Genomic DNA, 14,389 nt, shown 5'->3' on the forward strand with positions numbered 1-14,389 from the left:
TCCGCCCCCGGCGCGTGGTTTCATAACACCGTTTGCAACAGTTGCTTCGGGGAGCGTGGCCAGCACGAGGTCACGGCGTTTTGAACAGATGGGTGGTAGTGCAGATGGATCGTCGCAGCATGTTGTTGACCACGGGCCTCGGCATGCTGGCGGCCGCGGCGGCGGGGTCCGCGATCCGGATCCCCGAGGCGCAGGCCCACCCGTCGCTCACGTCGCCGCCGGAGGCGCCGTCGGCCGGGGGCGGGGGCTACATCTTCTCCGACGAGTTCGACGGCCCGGCCGGCGCGCCCCCCGACCCGGGCAAGTGGACCATCCAGACCTGGCAGGACGACGTGTTCCCACCGGTCGAGGGGATCTACCGCGACGACCGCCGAAACGTGTTCCTCGACGGCAATTCCAACCTCGTCCTGTGCGCCACCCATGAGATGGGCAACTACTACAGCGGCAAGCTGCGCGGCAACTTCCGCAGCATGATCAACCAGACCTGGGAAGCGCGGATCAAGCTCGACTGCCTGTTCCCCGGCCTGTGGGCGGCGTTCTGGGGCGTCAACGAGGATCCCCTGCCCGACGGCGAGGTCGACATCTTCGAGTGGTACGGCAACGGCAGTTGGCCCCCCGGCACCACGGTGCACGCCGCGTCCAACGGCAAGACGTGGGAGGGCAAGTCGATCCCCGGTCTGGTGGACGGCGGCTGGCACACCTGGCGAATGCATTGGGGCGAGGAGGGATTCCAGTTCGCGCGCGACGGGGCGCAGTACTTCAGCGTGCCGAACAAGCCCATCCACGTCCACGGCGGCGCCCCCGACGACTTCCGGTGGCCGTTCAACAACCCCGGCTACTGGATGACGCCGATGTTCACCCTCGCGGTCGGTGGGGTGGGGGCCGGCGATCCCGCCGCGGGCACCTTCCCGGCGTCGATGCTGGTCGACTACATCCGCATCTGGTGACTATTTCTCCGCTTTGAGCACCTGGACCAGGTTGAACTGCCAGCGCTCGACGAGGCGGAAGCCGAGATCGCGCGGCACCGCGAACGCGGGGGTCGCCCCGTAGCGCGGGCCGGGCGGCAGCGCCGGGCCCCGCTCGTGCGCGGGCATCGTCTCGTCGGCCTGGGTGATGATCCACACGACGCGGCAATGGCTTAACGGCCCGGCGACCACCTCGGGGATGAGGTTGGTGTCGAAGACGTCGTTGCGGTCGGTCGCCCGCTGCCACAGCGTCAGGTCGACCAGCTTGCGGTAGGCGTCCGGGCGGGCGGCCATCAGCGGGCGCATCGGGGCGGGCATGAACGTCACCGTGTCGTTGACCAGCAGGCAATCGCCCGGCGCCGCCTGCGCGGTGATCAGGTCGGCGACCTGGCTGTAGTCCATCCCGTATTTGGCATACGGGTTGCGTTGGGCCCGAACATAATTCGGCACCGCGGCGACGGCGAACAGGCCGACCAGGGCGGCGGTGACCCAGGGCTTGCGGGCCACCGCCGCGGTGCAGACCGCCAGTATCAGGGCCATCGCCGGTGCCGTGAAGGCCAGATAGCGCGGCGTGTAGATCGGGTGGGCCAGCGCCGACCACGCCACGATCAGGGCGGTCGGGATCACCAGCCACGCCACCGCGACCGTCAGCAGTTGGCGCTCGGCCTCGGCCAGCCGCGCGGTTCCGCTGAGCCACAACACGATAGCGGCCGCCAGCACCAGCGCCGACAACACCGCGAACGGCGGGCTGCGCTCGAAATACTGCTGGACCACCACGTCCTCGATCGTGCGGTGCCCGATCGTCGGGACCCAGCTGATCTGATGCGACTGCCCGGCGACCGTGGCCAAAAACGGCGCCAGGGCGCACACCGCCGCCCCCGACGCAATCGCGAAGCGCGCCAACACGTGTCGGCACCAGGCGCCGACGAAGACGAGGTGCGCCAGCACCAGCAGCACCAGGTACGCGTCGAGCACGACCGAGACGGCCAAAACGACGCCGTACGCGAGCCACGACGCGGCCGAGTTGCGCCGCGTCGCCACGACCAGCAGCACCGTCAGCCACACCGCGGCCGCCATCGACAGGGCATACGGGCGGGCCTCGATGCCAGCCCACGTGCTGCGCGGCAGGATGCCGCAGAACACCCCGGCCGCCACCGCAACGGTGCGCGACGAGAACTGCCCGCCCAGCACCACCGCCCCGGCGGCGGCGGCGCCGACCGCCAGGCCGCTGGGCGCGCGCGACCAGAACTCCGTGGGCGGGGCGACGAGGAACCAGGCGTGCATGAGCGCGTAGTAGAGGCCGTGCACGGCGTCGACGTTGCCCAGCATGTGCCAGAGCTGACCGAGCGAGCGGCTGTGGGACGCGGAGATGGTGGCGGCCTCGTCGTACCAGAACGACGGCCGCGCCGCGCCGCCCAGACTTATCGCGGCGGCCAGCACGCCGACGATCAACGGGTCCAGACGCCGCGGCACAGCGCTATGGTGCCAGAGCCCACCCCATTCGAACGTATGATCGATAAATGGGCGAGCTCGCGTCGATCGGGTACAACGGTCAGCCGGTGCGCAGCCCGTTTCGGGTGGTGCGTCCGCCGATCGCGGTGCTCGTCGACCTGACGGTGCTGTTCCCGCGCGAGCCGCACCGCTCGGGGCGCTACCAGCCCAACGGCCTGCAACTGCACAAGGTCGTCGAGGGCCGGCTGAGCTGCTGGGGCATCTGCGAGCAGGGCGACTGGTGGGGGCTGGTGACCTACCCGATCGCCTACGGGTCCAAGCCAAAACCGTGACGCACTGGGTGCCGGCCTGGACGCTGCGCCGCAAGGGCTAGCGGCAATGCGATGATTGCTGCCCGTGGCAGGCAACTTCGTTTCGGTGCTGACCAAGCTCGTCCCGCTCGGGGTCGTCATCGCGGTCTCACCGATCACGGTCATCCCGGCGGTGCTCGTCCTGCACGCGCCCCGGCCGCGCCCGGCCAGCCTCGCGTTCCTCGGCGGCTGGCTGGCGGGCATGGGGGTCCTCACCGCGGCGTTCACCGGGGCCTCCGACCTGCTGGGCGATCTGCACCAGACGCCGCCGCGGTGGGCGTCGTGGCTGCGCGTGGGGATGGGGTTGGCGCTGATCGCGTTCGGCGTGTACCGCTGGCTGACCCGGCATCGTCAGGGCAAGACCCCGGCCTGGATGCGTTCGTTCTCCAGGCTGACCCCGTTGCGTGCCGGGGTGACCGGCGTGGTGCTGACGGTGGTGCGCCTCGAGGTGCTGCTGCTGAGCGCGATCGCCGGGCTGGCCATCGGCACCGGCGGGCTCGGCGCGACGGCGGGCTGGATCGCCGGCGCCGTGTTCGTCGCCGTGTCGTCGTCGACGGTCGCCGCGCCGATCCTGGCCTACGTCGGCTCCGGCGGCCGCCTCGACGACGCGCTGGAACGGCTCAAGGCGTGGATGGAGGAAAACCACGCCGCCATGCTCGCGGTCATCCTGGTCCTGATCGGTTTGTTGGTGCTCTACAACGGCATTCGCGCGCTCTAGCGACGGCGGCGTGCAAGGATTGCTGCCCATGGCAGGCAGCTGGGGCTCCGCGCTGGCCGGGCTCATCCCGCTCGGACTCGTCGTCTCGCTCTCACCGATCACGGTCATCCCGGCGGTGCTGGTGCTCCAGGCGCCGCGGCCGCGGCCCAGCGGCCTGGCGTTCCTGGCCGGGTGGGTGCTGGGTCTGGCCGCGGTGACGGCACTGGCGGTCGCGGCCTCGGGCCTGCTCGGCGGGCTGGACAGGTCGCCGCCGAGGTGGTCGTCGTGGCTGCGCGTGGTGCTCGGGGCGGCTTTGATCGTGCTCGGCATCTACCGCTGGCTGACCCGGCACGGCCACACCGAGTCGCCGCGCTGGATGCGGTCGTTCGCCGCCATCACCCCGCCGCGGGCGGCGCTGACGGCGGCGGCGCTGGTGGTGATTCGGCCCGACGTGCTGCTGATCTGCGTGCCGGCCGGGCTGGCGGTGGGTGCGGCCGGGCTCGGCGCGGCCGGCGCCTGGGTGGCGGCGGGGTTCTTCGTCGCCGTCGCCGCGTCGACGGTCGCGATCCCGGTGCTGGCCTACGCCGCGGCCGGCGAGCGCCTCGACGCTGCGCTGGCGCGGCTCAAGGAGTGGATGGACCGCAACAATGCGGCGCTGATGGCGGCGCTACTGCTGGTGATCGGATTGATGGTGCTCTACAACGGGATTCGCGGCCTGCATCACCGATAGCCGCCGTCGGACAGCCCGGCGTCCGCCTCGAGCCGGTTGGTCGCGCCGAAGACCAGCTCGCGGATCAGTTCCCAGCCGTAGGCCCCGAGCATGCCCGCGTAGCCCTTGGCCGCCCACTGCCGGCTGTGCCGCTCCTCGTGGTGCAGCACCCGGTCCAGGTCGTTGGTTCTGACGATCCGGCGCAGCCGCTCGGCCGGGTCAGTGCGCGGGGGCGCGTGCAGCATGAAGATGTCGCCCCAGGTGGTGCCGCCGCGCCGGCTGAACAGGCGCTGCAGCCAGTTGCCGCCCAGCCCCATCAGGATGCCGTTCGGGGTCGTCACGAGGCGGCCGCCGTTGCGGTGGACGAACGCGACATCGCTGGCGTAGCTCCAGCGATTTGCGTTCTGCCGGTGCATGATTCGCGCGACCTCGGCCGCGCGGTAGGGCGTGGCCGGAAAGTCGGTGCGCCGGCCCGATTTGCCGTAGTCGGTGCCCGCGTTGAGGACGTAGGTCAGCAGCGTGGCCCGGCGCGCGTCGAGGCCGCCGATGTCGCGCGGCAGCAGGAAGTGGGACTTGCCGTGCGGGTCGGTGATCTCCTCGGTCTTGTTCAGGACCGCGAAGCTGTCCGGCGTGAGGGCGTTCCATCGAGCGATCTCGGCGACGACGCCGGCGGGCACGCCGCGACGTCGGGCGTTTTCCCGCCACGTCGTGGAGTAGCGCATGGGTGATCAATTTAGGGTGTGGGTAATGAACAGGCGGCGCCCGCGCGGCATCCAGCAGATCACCCGCGGGCTCGGCACTTTGGACCGCGAGCTGTTCGAGACGATCGCCGAGACCCCCACCCCGCTGCTCGACACGGTCATGCCGCCGCTGACCCGCGCCGCCGACCACTCCAAGCTGTGGCTGGCCATCGCCGCGGCCCTGCTGGCATCGGGCAAGCAGTCCGCGCAGCGCGGCGCGACCCGCGGCGTGGTGACGCTGGGGGCCACCAGCCTGATCACCAACCAGCTCGCCAAGCGCATCCGCCGGCGCCCGCGGCCCGTCTACGATTCGGTGCCGCTGATCAGGCGGGTGCGCCGCCGCCCGGTGTCCAACTCGCTGCCGTCGGGGCACTCCGCCAGCGCCGCCGCGTTCGCGGTCGGGGTGGGGCTGGAGAATCCGCCGCTGGGTTTCGTGCTGGCGTTGCTGGCCGGCATGGTCGGGCTGTCGCGGGTGGCCACCGGCGCGCACTATCCCGGCGACGTCCTCGCCGGCTTCGGGATCGGCGCGGGCCTCGCCGTGCTGGGTGGGCGGGTGGTCCCCCCGATCGTCGAGACCGCGCTGACCAAAAACGAGCCGCTGACGGTCGACACGCCCGCGCGGCCCGACGGCGCCGGCGTCGTCCTGGTCATCAACCCGTCGTCGGGCAGCGGCACGGGGGCGCGCGTCGTCGACGAGGTGCGTTCGGCCCTGCCGAAGGTTCAGATCGTCGAACTGGGGCCCGACGACGACCCGGAGCCGGTGTTGCGCGCCGCCGCCGGGCGCGCCGAGGTGCTGGCCGTCGGGGGCGGCGACGGGACGGTGGCCGCGGGGGCGTCGGTGGCCATCGACGCCGGGCTGCCGCTGGCGGTGTTTCCGGCGGGAACGTTCAACCACTTCGCCAAGGACATCGGCTGCGACACGGTGGCCAAGACCGTCGACGCGATCCGCCGCGGCAGCGTGGCGCGCGTAGACCTGATGTGCCTCAACGAATCTCGCATGGTGCTCAACACCGCCAGCATCGGCGCCTACCCGGCGTTCGTGCGGCGCCGCGAGAAGCTCGAGAAGCGGGTCGGCAAGCCGGTCGCCGGTTTCTACGCGATGCTGCGCACCCTGCGCAACGAGCGGCCGGTGTCCATCCGCTACGACAACAAGGCCCTGCAAACCTCGCTGTTCTTCCTCGGCAACTCGGTCTACCTGCCGGCCGGGTTCGCCCCGTCGGTGCGCGCCCGCATGGACGACGGCCTGATCGACGTGCGCATCCTCGAGGCCGGCCGCCCGTGGGCGCGCACGCGGATCCTGACCGCGCTGGCCCTCGGGCGGCTGCAGCGCAGCCCGCTCTACCACGAGCTGCAGGTGCCCGAGTTCAGCTTCTCCGCCGTGGACGGCCCGACCGTCGTCGCCCACGACGGCGAGGTCGGCGAGGAGTACGACGAGGCCCGCTTCGTCGTGAAGTACCGGGTCCTGCCCGTGTTTCGCCCCGCCTGCTGAGTTGTCCGCGTACGCTGAGCGATCACCCGACGGCGGGAGGACGCGATGTCGTATCTGGCGGCGGCCCCGGAGTGCCTGGCTCGGGCGGCAACGGATCTGTCCACCATCGGCTCGGGGCTGAGCGCGGCTCATGCGGCGGCCCCGATTACGACCATGGCGCCTGCGGCCGGCGACGAGGTGTCGGCGGCCATCACGGCGGTGTTCAGCGGTCACGCGCGGGCCTATCAAGCGCTCAGCGGCCAGGCCGCGGCGTTTCATGCCCAGTTCGTGCAGGCATTGAGCGGCGCGGGCGGCGCGTATGCGGCCGCCGAGGCGGCCAATGCCTCGCCGCTGCAGACGCTGCAGCAAGACGTGTTGGCAGTGATCAACGCGCCCACCAACGCGCTGCTCGGCCGCCCGCTGATCGGTGACGGCGCCAATGGGACGGCGGCCAGCCCCAACGGCGGGGCCGGCGGGTTGTTGTACGGCAGCGGCGGCAACGGTTTTTCGGAAACGGGCAACCCCGGGGTGGCCGGCGGGGCCGGCGGAGCCGCGGGGTTGATCGGCAACGGCGGATTCGGCGGCGCCGGCGGGGCCGGCGCGGCGGGCGGGGCCGGCGGCGCGGGCGGGTTTTTCTACGGCAACGGCGGGGGCGGGGGCACCGGCGGGCTGGCCGTGCGGGATGCCGGCGTCGGCGCCTTTACGGGCGGCATAGGCGGGGCCGGTGGGGCCGCGGGGTTGTGGGGCGCCGGCGGAAGCGGCGGGAACGGCGGCAGCGCCGGACCCAACGACGCGACCCTGGCCGCCGGCCAGACCACACCGTTCGTCCTGAACGGCGGCAATGGCGGCGACGGCGGGCGCGGCGGGTGGCTCCACGGTCAGGGCGGCGCCGGCGGGCAAGGGGGCACCGGCAGTCCATCCACGGCCGTGAACCTCACCGTCGGCGGGGACTTCACGATCGTCAACAACGCCCCCGGATCAGGCAACATCGTCGCCTTCCTGCCCACCTCCAACGTCTACTCCGTGAGTCCAGCGAGCGCGGCCGGCTCTTTCGGCACCACGACCCCGGTGACGATCGTCTTTACCAGCGGCAATACCAGCGGCGTCGTCACTTTCTTTCAAGTCGCGGGCACTGTTGCCGGGACCGCGGGCACGCCCGGCCTTCCCGGGCCCAACGGCTGGTTCTAGGCGCACCCCACCACCGCGAGGGTGCAACTGGCGACACCCTTTCTCGAGAAATGCCTCGGCAGTTGCACTTTCGCGGGCTCAATGTCCGCCGAACTTGGGATCGGTAGACGGGGCACATCGATACGGTTTCGCCACTCGGCGGCCAATGGGCGGCCGGTAGGGCGGAGGTCGGCATGTCGTTTGTCATCGCGGTCCCGGAGTATGTGACGGCCGCGGCCTCGGATCTGGCGAATATCGCTGCGGCGATCGGCGCGGCCAACGCGGCAGCGGCGGCGCCAACGTCGACGGTGCTGGCCGCGGGTGGCGACGAGGTGTCGGTGGCCGTCGCGGCGATGTTCGGCGCGCACGCGCGTGCCTACCAGGCGATCGGCGCCGAGGCGGCGGCATTCCACCAGCGGTTCGTCGAGCTCCTGAATGCGGGTGCGGGTTCCTATGCCGCCGCCGAGGCCGCCAACGCCAATCCCTTGCAAAACCTCCTTGACCAGATCAACGCGCCCTTCGATGCGCTGCTGGGGCGGCCGCTGATCGGCGACGGCGCCGACGGCACCAACGGAACCGGCGCCAACGGGCAGAACGGCGGGTTGTTGTGGGGCAACGGCGGCGCCGGCGGTTCCGGCGCGCCCGGCCAGAACGGCGGCAACGGCGGCAGCGGCGGGTTCCTGTTCGGCAACGGCGGGCGCGGCGGAGCCGGTGGGGCCATCGGCAACGGCTTCGCCGGCTTCGGCGGCAACGGCGGCAACGCCGCCGGGCTGTTCGGCAACGGCGGCCTCGGCGGGCCGGGCGGCGCCTGCCCCAACGGCGTCGCCGGGGACGGCGGCTTCGGCGGCAGCGGCGGAATTCTGTTCGGCAACGGCGGTTTCGGTGGCGCCGGCGGGGCCAGCAACATCGTCGCCGGCTGGGGCGGTGGCGGCGGCGACGGCCTCGGCCTGCTCTACGGCGCCGGCGGGGCAGGCGGCACCGGTGGGGCCGCGACGAGCAACGTCGGGGTTGCAGGCCTCGGCGGGAACGGCGGCAGCGGGAACATCCTGTTCAACCTCGTCAGCACCGGGGGCGACGGCGGCGCCGGCGGGCCGGCCGTCGGCCCCACCAACATCGGCGGCCAGGGCGGCCAGGGCGGCGGCGGCAGCGGCACCCTGTTCGGCATCGGCGGCAACGGCGGCCCCGGCGGCGCGGCGCAGTCCGCCGGCGGCACCGGCGGGGTCGGCGGATATGGCGGCGACGGCGGCACCTTCTTCGGCATCGGCGGAGCCGGCGGCGACGGCGGGGCCGCGCAGGCAGGCGGCCACGGCGGCACCGGTGGGCTCGGCGGGCTCGGCGGTCTCCTCTTCGGGCTCGGCGGCCACGGCGGCAACGGCTACGGCGCGGCCGGCTTGGCGTTCGGCGGCAACGGCAGCCAGGGCGGCTACGGGGGCCTGCTGTTCGGCATCGGCGGGGCCGGCGGCAATGGCGGCATCGGGGTCACCCCGGGCGTTGGCGGCCCCGGTGGCTTCGGCGGGTACTACATCGGCGGCATCAACGGCCCGAATGGGTTGACGCCGGCGTGAACTAAGGGGCCAGGCCGCCCGGCGGAGTGGCGACCCGGAAAACCTCGGTCTCCTCGGCGAGCCCCTTGAGGCGTTGTGGGCCAAGGCTTTCGAATGTCAGGCCCGATCCCGCGGAAAGATCGCGGACGGTGCGGCTGGCCAGCACCTCGCCCGCCCCCGCCAGCGCCCCGATGCGGGCTCCCGTGTGAACGGCCAACCCGCTCCACTCCTCACCGCGTCGCTCGCACTCGCCGGTGTGGACGCCCGCCCGGATTCGGATGCCGCGCGCGGCGAGGGCCGGGACCATTTCCAACGCGCAGCGAGCCGCCTTGGTCGGCCCGTCGAAGAGCGCGAAGACGCCGTCTCCCGTGTGCTTCGCACGCTGGCCGCCGAACTTCTCCAACAGCCCGTCGATGACTTTGTCGTGGGCATCGAGCTGGCGTCGCCAGTGGGCGTCGCCGCGTGCGCTGAGCAGTTCGGTGGAACTGACGATGTCGGTGAACAGCACCGTCTTGACCACTCGCTCGTCGACCGCGGTACCCGATGTGCCGCAGACGAAGTCGAGGATCGCCGAACCCACCGCATCGTCGACGAGCGCGTGCGGTCCCTCGGGGAGCTCCTTGAACCGGGCGCCGGGGATTGCGGCCGCCAATGCCGTCGCGCCCTCCAACGGAGCCATCAGGTCACCCGGCCTCGCCAGCACCAGGCTCGGTGCGCGGACCGAACCGAGGATGCCGCGAACGTCGATCTCCAGCAGCGCCTGCCACAGCCACGCGGCCATCGTCGGGCTCGCGCTCGCCCGTTGGTACCGGCCGTAGAGGTCGCGAAATCCCGGTACCTCGGCGAACTCCCCGAAGAACAGCTCAGCGAGCGCGCCTTCACCCCAATGGCTTTCGATGACTTCCAGATGGTCGGCCTTCTCTTTCGCGGTGAATCCCCAGGGGCAATCCGGAAGCTCCTGCGAAAACCGTGCGACCACGCCGTACATCACCAGCGAGTGAACGCGTTCTGGATACGTCGCCGCGAACAACAGGCTCATCGGGCCACCCTCGGACATGCCGAACAAGGCGGGACGATCGACCTGGGCGGCGTCGAGAATGGCATGAAGATCATCCATTCGCTCGTCGAGCGGCGGGACGTGGGTGGCCGGATCCGAGAGGCCGGTGCCGCGTTTGTCCCACACTATGGTCCGGGTGACCTCGGCCAGTCGTTCGACGACGGCCGCGACCGGACTCGCGGGTTCGTCGACGAGGTCGACGTTGCTGAACCAGCCCGGGTTCCAGACGAGGGTGGTGTCACCCTCGCCGAACTCGCGGTAGGCGAGCCGGACGGAGCCGTTGCGCGCATAGCGAACCCGTCGGTCGCTCATGCCCACATCTTGGCATCACCGATGCCACCAGGTCCCCGGATCAGTGGATGCGGGCGCTGCCGCCGAGGCCGATCTCGAGCACGCTTCCGGTGATGACGCCGGGGTCGGTGACCAGATACAGCACCCCGCGGCTGACGTCCTCGGGCTGCAGCCAGGGTTGAGGTATCGGGTTGGCTTTCGTCATCCGGCGCACCAGGTCGTCGGGGACGTCGTCAGTGCCGGTGGGTTGCACCATCGGCGTCTGGGTCGTGGTCGGGCAGACGACGTTGATCGTGATGCCCTCCTTGGCGACCTCCAGCGCGGCGGATTTCGCGAGGCCGATGACGCCCCACTTGGTGGCGTTGTAGGCGGCCAGCTCGGGGATGCCCATCCGGCCGCCCATCGACGAGGTCACGACGATCCGTCCGAACCGCTGCTGCCGCATCACCGGGATGGCCGCCCGCAGGGTGTGGAACGCGCCGGTCAGGTTCGTGTCGACGAGTTGTTGCCACACCACGTCGCTGACATCTTCCAGCGGCCCGGTGCTGACGATTCCGGCGTTGGCCACCACGATGTCGAGGCTGCCCATGTCCGCGACCGTCTGCTTCATCGCGGCGCCGACCGCGGCGGAATCGCGCACGTCCAGGGTCAGCGGCACGCAACGCCCGCCCAGCGCTTCCACCAGCTTCGCCGTCTCCCGTAAGTCATCCTCGGTGCCCAGGGGGTAGGTCAGTTCCGTCATCGCAGCCGGGGCATCGGCGGCCACGATGTCGGCTCCCTCGGCAGCCAATGCCAACGCATGCGCGCGGCCCTGCCCTCGAGCCCCGCCGGTGATCAAGGCCACGCGTCCATCCAAGGCACCCATGGGGGCTAAGCTACCAGCCGGTCGATGGACCGGATGCTTGCAGTCGTCCGATGTTCAGGTCGGCGAAATCAATTGTTGCGGAATAAATTTCGGCGCTTCGGCGCCGGGCGAGCTGCTCAGTGTGGAGCCGATGACGGGAATCGAACCCGCGTGTTCAGCTTGGGAGGTATCTTTCTACGCCCAGACGTTGGCACTGGTCAACTGCCACTCCGGTACGCCGCTAGCCGACGACCTTGAAGGCACACCTGTGATGCTCAGCGGTCGAGAATGCGGATGGCCTTGGCGACCCGGACTACCCCTCTGACAGCGCAAACGCCACCAGCGTCGGTCTACGGAACGCGGCTACGGGAGCCCGGGTGACCCGTCCAGGCCTAGCAGCTGCCCGCCGGTGCCGCCAGCTCCGGCTGCTCCGTCTTTGCCCGGGGTCACGGCGAACCCGCCGTTGCCGCCGTTGCCACCGTTGCCGAGGAGCACGGCGTTGCCACCTCGACCACCGATGCCGCCCGCGCCGCTGGGGTTGTTCGTGGCGTCGATCCCGCCGTCACCACCGTGCCCGCCGTTGCCGACTAACCCGGCCATGCCTCCGGCCCCGCCATTCCCGCCGATGATGGCGCTGATACCGCCGGCGCCACCGGAACCACCGTCGCCGAAGAGCATGCCCGCATTGCCGCCGGCTCCGCCGTCCCCGCCTATCGCGGCGCCCGAGGCGGCACCACCGCCGCCGCCGCTGCCGCCGGTGCCGAAGAGCATTGCTGCCCGGCCGCCCGCGCCCCCCTTCCCGCCAATGGCGCTGGCGGTGCCGCCGGCCCCGCCAGCGCCGCCGGCGCCGGCGAATAAGCCTGCCGCGCCGCCGATTCCCCCGTCCCCGGCAATCGAGCCTCCACCGCCGCCGGCGCCCCCGCCCCCGCCATCGCCGAAGAACATGCCCGCCGCGCCGCCGGCCCCGCCCTTGCCGTTGATTGCGCCGCCGCCGCCGCCGGCGCCGCCAGCCCCGCCATCGCCGCCGAGGACGCCACCTAGGCCACCGGCGCCGCCATTCCCGCTGATCGCGCCGGCACTACCGCCGGCGCCGCCTAAGCCGCCGGGGCCGCCGGTGCCGATCAGCCCACCGGCCCCGCCGGCCCCGCCGGGACCCGCGACGGCGGTACCGGAGAATCCGCCGATGCCGCCAGCACCGCCGACCCCGAACAGCCCCGCAGTGCCACCTGGGCCGCCGGCACCGCCATTACCCGCGGCGCCGTTGCCGCTGCCGCCGGGGCCGCCGGTGCCGCCCGAGCTGAATAGTCCGCCGGCCCCGCCGGGCCCGCCGTTCCCCCCGGTGCCGGCGGCGTTGAATCCACCGGCACCGCCACTGCCGCCGGCCCCGAATAGCAACCCGCCGGCCCCGCCGGCCCCGCCGGTGGTGGTGCCGGGCCCGCCGGCCCCACCGGCGCCGCCCATACCGAACAACCCCGCGGCCCCGCCGGCGCCGCCGTTCTGGCCGGCCCCGCCAGACCCGCCATTGCCGCCGCTTCCGAACAAGATTCCACCGGCCCCGCCATTGGCCCCGCTGCCCGTAGCACCGTTGGCGCCGTTGCCGATTAGCGGTCGCCCAGTCAGTGTCAGGAAGGGCGCGTTGATTGCGGTGAGAACGGGCTGTAGCACCGTGGCAGCGGTGGTCTCAGCACTGGCATACGACGCCGCACCGCCGGTCAAATTCTGGGCAAATTCGGCCTGAAACGTCACCGCCCGCGCGCTGAGCGCCTGATACGCCTGGGCGTGTCCGGAAAATAACGCCGCGATGGCCGCCGACACCTCGTCGGCCCCCGCCGCCGCCACCGCCGTCGTCGGAGCACTTGCCGCCACGTTGGCCGCGCTGAGCGCCGATTCGATCTGGCTTAAATCCGTTGCTGCAGTTGCCAGCGCCTCCGGCACCGCGTTTACAAATGACATCGGACACCTCCCGGTGAGTCATGGCGACCACGCCATGCCCCCCCGGAAACCGCTGGCCATCACATCCAAGCGGGATGAATACATCATCGCGCTCCGGCTGAGGCGTGGAGTGGTTTTGCCGATTTTTTCGGCTGGTGAGCGACCGGCTGTACAGGCTGGCTGCGCAGGTCAGTTCCGCTGGTGAATGTGGAGCCGATGACGGGAATCGAACCCGCGTATTCAGCTTGGGAAGCTGATGTTCTGCCATTGAACTACATCGGCGCGGTTGCTCCGAAAGGCTAGCATTCGGCACCAGCGGCAGGCGTGCGGCGGCCGCAGCTGTCGAGTGTGAGCCCACGGCTTTGGCTGTGAGCCTGTGGCGGGATTGCGGCCCGGATCGCGCCCTGGGTTCACTCTCGACGCCGTGGCTTCACACCCGAGGACTGTGACGTAAGCAACGCGATTAAATGTTGTCCAGCATTTTTAGACAATGCCTATTTTATTATTCCGTGATCTGGTCGTAATGTGCTTGCCGTGGGTCGGCACGAATTAGCCAGGAAGCGCCGAAAGTCGCCAGGTGTGCTGGCTGCACTGCTCGCTCCCGCCGCCGTCTTCTTCGCGGCCGCCGGGGACGTCCGCCCAATGCCCACCCACGAGGACGCCAAACCCGTTATCGAGGACGGCCCGCCGTGCTGTTTGGAAATCGTCACCGCGGCACACGCCGCGCCCAATAAAGCCGGGTTCGTCGACGCCCCGCCCGTGGCGTCGAGGTATCACACGCGGTCCCGGTTCCTGCCCGTCGGCGTCGCGTCGGAGCAGGGTCTTCAGGTCAGGACGATCCTGGCCGCCCGCGCGATCAGCGCGGCGTTCCCCCAGATCCACGAGATCGGCGGTTGCCGACCGGATGCGCTGCCGTGGCACCCCCGCGGCCTGGCGCTCGACGTCATGATCCCCAACCCCGGCAGCGCCGACGGCATCGCGCTGGGCAACGCGATCGTCGCGTACGTGATGCAGAACGCGAAGCGGTTCGCGATCCAGGACGCGATCTGGCGCGGCGTCTACTACACGCCCGGCGGCGCGCAGCCCAGCCGGCTCGGCCACTTCGACCACGTCCACGTGACGACGACCGGCGGCGGGTATCCCACCGGCGCCGAAATGTACCTGGCCGACTGA

General features: G+C 71.3%; 11 protein-coding genes, 1 tRNA gene and 2 pseudogenes. 8 read left to right on the forward strand and 6 right to left on the reverse strand.

Features of this window, described 5'->3' with window-relative positions; translation table 11 throughout:
• Nucleotides 1-104 precede the first annotated feature (104 nt).
• Nucleotides 105-947 carry a glycoside hydrolase family 16 protein gene (locus AC5Y4Z_RS23300; RefSeq protein ID WP_499967269.1) on the forward strand — a complete coding sequence of 281 codons (843 nt, stop codon included), beginning with the start codon at nt 105-107 and terminating at the stop codon, nt 945-947.
• On the opposite strand, the gene AC5Y4Z_RS23305 is transcribed toward AC5Y4Z_RS23300, so the two are convergent.
• Nucleotides 948-2,438 carry a glycosyltransferase family 39 protein gene (locus AC5Y4Z_RS23305; RefSeq protein ID WP_499967270.1) on the reverse strand — a complete coding sequence of 497 codons (1,491 nt, stop codon included), beginning with the start codon at nt 2,436-2,438 and terminating at the stop codon, nt 948-950.
• 47 nt (nt 2,439-2,485) lie between these two features.
• Here AC5Y4Z_RS23305 and AC5Y4Z_RS23310 point away from each other — a divergent pair.
• The 3 genes and pseudogenes from AC5Y4Z_RS23310 to AC5Y4Z_RS23320 all read left to right on the forward strand — a co-directional run bounded on the left by AC5Y4Z_RS23310 (nt 2,486) and on the right by AC5Y4Z_RS23320 (nt 4,194).
• Nucleotides 2,486-2,790: pseudogene (locus tag AC5Y4Z_RS23310) on the forward strand (hypothetical protein).
• A 44-nt stretch (nt 2,791-2,834) separates the two neighbouring features.
• Nucleotides 2,835-3,485, forward strand: a complete 651-nt coding sequence (locus AC5Y4Z_RS23315; RefSeq protein WP_499967319.1) for a GAP family protein — start codon at nt 2,835-2,837, stop codon at nt 3,483-3,485.
• A gap of 28 nt (nt 3,486-3,513) precedes the next feature.
• On the forward strand, nt 3,514-4,194 hold the full coding sequence (locus AC5Y4Z_RS23320; RefSeq protein WP_499967271.1) for a GAP family protein: 681 nt from the start codon (nt 3,514-3,516) through the stop codon (nt 4,192-4,194).
• Here AC5Y4Z_RS23320 and AC5Y4Z_RS23325 read toward each other — a convergent pair.
• Complete coding sequence (locus AC5Y4Z_RS23325) at nt 4,185-4,895, reverse strand: hypothetical protein (RefSeq protein ID WP_499967272.1); 711 nt, start codon at nt 4,893-4,895, stop codon at nt 4,185-4,187. The genes AC5Y4Z_RS23320 and AC5Y4Z_RS23325 overlap by 10 nt on opposite strands.
• Nucleotides 4,896-4,920: 25 nt before the next feature.
• Here AC5Y4Z_RS23325 and AC5Y4Z_RS23330 point away from each other — a divergent pair, with 25 nt between their 5' ends.
• The 3 genes and pseudogenes from AC5Y4Z_RS23330 to AC5Y4Z_RS23340 all read left to right on the forward strand — a co-directional run bounded on the left by AC5Y4Z_RS23330 (nt 4,921) and on the right by AC5Y4Z_RS23340 (nt 9,113).
• Complete coding sequence (locus tag AC5Y4Z_RS23330; RefSeq protein ID WP_499967273.1) at nt 4,921-6,402, forward strand: bifunctional phosphatase PAP2/diacylglycerol kinase family protein; 1,482 nt, start codon at nt 4,921-4,923, stop codon at nt 6,400-6,402.
• 45 nt (nt 6,403-6,447) lie between these two features.
• Nucleotides 6,448-7,332 (forward strand): annotated as a pseudogene (locus AC5Y4Z_RS23335) (PE family protein); the annotation flags it as partial.
• Nucleotides 7,333-7,742: 410 nt separating this feature from the next.
• On the forward strand, nt 7,743-9,113 hold the full coding sequence (locus AC5Y4Z_RS23340) for a PE family protein (RefSeq protein WP_499967274.1): 1,371 nt from the start codon (nt 7,743-7,745) through the stop codon (nt 9,111-9,113).
• A 1-nt stretch (nt 9,114) separates the two neighbouring features.
• Here the strand turns inward: AC5Y4Z_RS23340 and AC5Y4Z_RS23345 are convergent, their stop codons facing one another.
• The 4 genes from AC5Y4Z_RS23345 to AC5Y4Z_RS23360 form a co-directional block, all read right to left on the reverse strand.
• Nucleotides 9,115-10,461, reverse strand: coding sequence for an adenylate/guanylate cyclase domain-containing protein (locus AC5Y4Z_RS23345; RefSeq protein ID WP_499967275.1), 1,347 nt, complete (start codon nt 10,459-10,461; stop codon nt 9,115-9,117).
• 40 nt (nt 10,462-10,501) lie between these two features.
• Nucleotides 10,502-11,305: a mycofactocin-coupled SDR family oxidoreductase gene (locus AC5Y4Z_RS23350; RefSeq protein WP_499967276.1), complete on the reverse strand. Its 804-nt coding sequence runs from the start codon at nt 11,303-11,305 to the stop codon at nt 10,502-10,504.
• A 342-nt stretch (nt 11,306-11,647) separates the two neighbouring features.
• Nucleotides 11,648-13,237 (reverse strand): PE family protein, encoded by a 1,590-nt coding sequence (locus AC5Y4Z_RS23355; protein WP_499967277.1) that lies wholly within the window; start codon nt 13,235-13,237, stop codon nt 11,648-11,650.
• 187 nt (nt 13,238-13,424) lie between these two features.
• Nucleotides 13,425-13,498, reverse strand: a tRNA-Gly gene (locus AC5Y4Z_RS23360).
• Between the two features lie 252 nt (nt 13,499-13,750).
• Between AC5Y4Z_RS23360 and AC5Y4Z_RS23365 the strand changes: the two genes are divergently transcribed.
• The gene (locus AC5Y4Z_RS23365; protein ID WP_499967278.1) at nt 13,751-14,389 is read left to right on the forward strand and encodes a VldE C-terminal domain-containing protein; all 639 of its coding nucleotides are present in this window, start codon (nt 13,751-13,753) and stop codon (nt 14,387-14,389) included.

It is taken from the genome of Mycobacterium sp. NGS63 (genome assembly GCF_059812295.1).